The 3,020-nt window shown below is 66.3% G+C and carries 4 protein-coding genes; 2 read left to right on the forward strand and 2 right to left on the reverse strand.

The features are described from left to right. Positions 1-63 precede the first annotated feature (63 nt). Together ACIPIA_RS13335 and ACIPIA_RS13340 are read right to left on the reverse strand one after the other, a co-directional pair. Entirely contained in the window at positions 64-453 is a 390-nt protein-coding gene (locus tag ACIPIA_RS13335) for a ComEA family DNA-binding protein (protein ID WP_400510244.1), read from the reverse strand. A 213-nt stretch (positions 454-666) separates the two neighbouring features. Beyond that, the gene (locus ACIPIA_RS13340) at positions 667-1,191 is read right to left on the reverse strand and encodes a DedA family protein (protein WP_400510245.1); all 525 of its coding nucleotides are present in this window, start codon (positions 1,189-1,191) and stop codon (positions 667-669) included. Positions 1,192-1,339: 148 nt separating this feature from the next. Here ACIPIA_RS13340 and ACIPIA_RS13345 point away from each other — a divergent pair, with 148 nt between their 5' ends. Both ACIPIA_RS13345 and ACIPIA_RS13350 read left to right on the forward strand, forming a co-directional pair. Beyond that, complete coding sequence (locus ACIPIA_RS13345; RefSeq protein WP_400510246.1) at positions 1,340-2,257, forward strand: ABC transporter ATP-binding protein; 918 nt, start codon at positions 1,340-1,342, stop codon at positions 2,255-2,257. Then, positions 2,254-3,020 (forward strand): ABC transporter permease (locus tag ACIPIA_RS13350; protein WP_400510248.1); only part of this gene is annotated, 767 nt, incomplete at its 3' end. The genes ACIPIA_RS13345 and ACIPIA_RS13350, both read left to right, overlap by 4 nt.

The raw sequence follows: 3,020 nt of genomic DNA on the forward strand, positions 1-3,020 counted from the left end.
CGATAATCGATGCACTCATCGGGAAAGGCCTCCGGCGCAGGGCGCCGGAGGCCTTTTTTTTGCTCAGAAGGTGACCTTGTCCTTGATCTCTGCCTCGACATTCGAGGGCAGGGTGCCGCGTTTCACCAGATCGGCGAAGTCCTTGAACTTTGCCTTGTTGCGCTCCTCGATGATCTTCTTGGAGCGGGCCTCGCCGATGCCCTTCAGCGTATCCAGCTCGGCGGCGGTGGCCGTGTTGATGTTGATCTTCTTGGCCTGGGTGGCCGCGGGCTGCGCCGCCGCCGGCGTCGCAGGCTTGGTCGCTGGCGCTGCCTGCGACGACGGGGCAGCGGGGGCCGTCACCGGAGCTGCGGGCTTGGCGGCAGGAGCAGGCTGCGTCGCCGTCTGGGCGAAGGCCTGGCCGCCCATTGCGGCAAGCGCGACGAGGGGAAGCAGGAAACGGGACATCGTCATGGCATGGACCTCGCTGGGTCGGTCCGGAAACGTCGCATCCGCCGGGGGCCGGGTCCCGCCGTCGGACGACGCTGGCGGCGCGAGGCCGTTCAGCGTGCCGCAACTGGCTCGCCGGGAGATGGCAGGCCGCGATGCGACGACGTGAATAGACGCCTTCCGGTTTGAACGGTCTCAGAATGGCGCGTTCACCGGACAGTCATGTCCCAGGCGCTCTCAGCGGGCGAAGAATTCGCTGACGCGGCCGACGCCGTAGAGCAGTCCGAAGCCCCAGGCGAAGGAGGCGGCCCAGTTCGCGAGCTGGAACGCCCAGAACGGCATGTTGACGATGCCGGCCACGATCGCGATCACCGCTCGCAGCGGCCCGAAGAAATGGCCGATCAGGATGCTGGCGAAGCCCCATTTCTCGAAAAACGCGTGGCCGCGATCCAGGAGCTGCGGGTTCTTGGTGAAGGGCCAGTAGTCGTGGACGCGAGGGCCGAGGATGAGCCCCGCCCAGTAGGATACCCAGAACCCGCTGCCGGCGCCGAGCGAGGCCGCGAGCGCCAGCGGCACGAGGTTGAGCCCCGAAGCACCCGCGACGGCGCCGAAGGTCGTGAAGAACACGGTCGCCGGGATGAGCCAGGACAGAATCGCGACGCACTCGGCAAAGGCGACAGCGAAGACGATCGGAATCGCCCATTGCTGATGGGCCTGCATGAAGTCCACGAGCGCCTTCATGGCTTGTTCGAGTTCGGCCATGGCGTTCGGCTCGGCTCCTGCGGGGTCGGGTCGGTCCCGCCATATGGCCGGGTCGGCGGGGCGATGCAAGCGACCGGCCGCCGCAGGGGCGGCTGCCGTTGCCTTCCCCGGACGATTGCCTATTAAATCCGGCAACGCGGAAAAGCTGATGGCGCCGCAAGCGGTTGCCGACGGGGAAACGGATTTCATGGAGTTGCAGGATCGCCCGCATGCGAATGCGGGGGCAGGGCCGGTTTCGTCGGATGACCCGGCGGTCGCGCTCGGCGGCGTCGATATCACCTTCCATCTCGCCGATGGCGGCCGCTACCAGGCGGTCAAGGGTATCGACCTCAAGGTTCACCCCGGCGAGTTCGTCTCGATCGTCGGGCCGACCGGCTGCGGCAAGTCCACGCTGCTCAACGCGGCGGCGGGCCTGCTCTCGCCCTCGGCCGGCTCGGTCGGCATCTTCGGCAAGCCGCTTGCGGGCCTGAACCGGCGCGCGGGCTATCTGTTCCAGCAGGACGCGCTGATGCCGTGGAAGACGGCGCTGGAGAACGTGAAGGTCGCGCTGGAGCCGATGGGCGTGCCGGAGCGCGAGGCCGACGAGCGGGCGCGTGAATGGCTCGCCCGAGTCGGCCTGCGCACCTTCGTCGATCGCTATCCGCACATGCTCTCGGGCGGGCAGCGCAAGCGCGTGAGCCTGGCGCAGATGCTGATCCGCAACCCCGAGATCCTGCTCATGGACGAGCCCTTCGGGCCGCTCGACGCGCAGACCCGGCAGATCATGGGCAACCTGCTGCTCGACCTGTGGTCGCGCGATCGCAAGGCGCTGATGTTCGTGACCCACGACCTGGAGGAGGCGATCGCGCTGTCCGACCGGGTGGTCGTCATGTCGGCCGGGCCCGCGGCGGGGATCGTCGCGGATTACAGGGTCGACCTGCCGCGCCCGCGCGACATCGCCGATATCCGGCTGGAAAAGGCCTTTCACGAGATCCACCGCGACATCTGGGCCTCGCTGCGCGTCGAGGTGCAGAAGGCCTATGCGATGGGCGAGGGGCGCGAGCTCGTCGGAGGAGATGCATCATGAAACGGATGAAGCTCCTTTCGCTGCAGGTGCTGGTGATGATCGTCTTCCTGGCGGTCTGGCATGTGGTCACGACTACGAGCCTGTTCGGCGATGTTAAGACGATCCAGTTCTTTTTCTCGACACCATCGGCGGTGCTGGCTCGCACCTTCAGGCAGCTCACCAGCGCTGACATCTACTGGCATCTCGGCATTACCCTGACAGAGACGGTGCTGGCCTTCGTGATCGGCTCGCTCGCCGGCATCCTGTTCGGTTTCGCCTTCGCCCGGCGCGAGCTGCTCTCGGCGGTGTTCGACCCCTATATCAAGGCGGCGAACGCCCTGCCGCGCGTCGTGCTGGCGCCGATCTTCGCGCTCTGGTTCGGGCTGGGAATCTGGTCGAAGGTGGCGCTCGGCTTCACGCTCGTCTTCTTCATCGTGTTCTTCAACGTCTACCAGGGCGTGCGCGAAGTCTCGCCGACGATCCTGGCCAATGCCCGCATGCTCGGCATGAACGAGCGCCAGCTCTTCAAGCATGTCTACTGGCCGTCGGCGCTGACCTGGATGTTCTCCAGCTTGCACACCTCGGTCGGCTTCGCGCTGGTCGGCGCTGTCGTCGGCGAATATCTCGGTTCCTCCGCCGGTCTCGGCTACAAGATCCACGAGGCCGAGAGCGTCTTCGACGTGACCGGCGTGTTCTCGGGCATGCTGATCCTGGCGATCTTCGTCATTGCCATCGATGCGCTGGTCACTCTGATCGAGAAGCGGCTCCTGGTCTGGCGGCCGGT

Origin of the sequence: Allobosea sp. CER48, from assembly GCF_044752385.1 — a bacterium.
GTDB lineage: Bacteria > Pseudomonadota > Alphaproteobacteria > Rhizobiales > Beijerinckiaceae > Allobosea.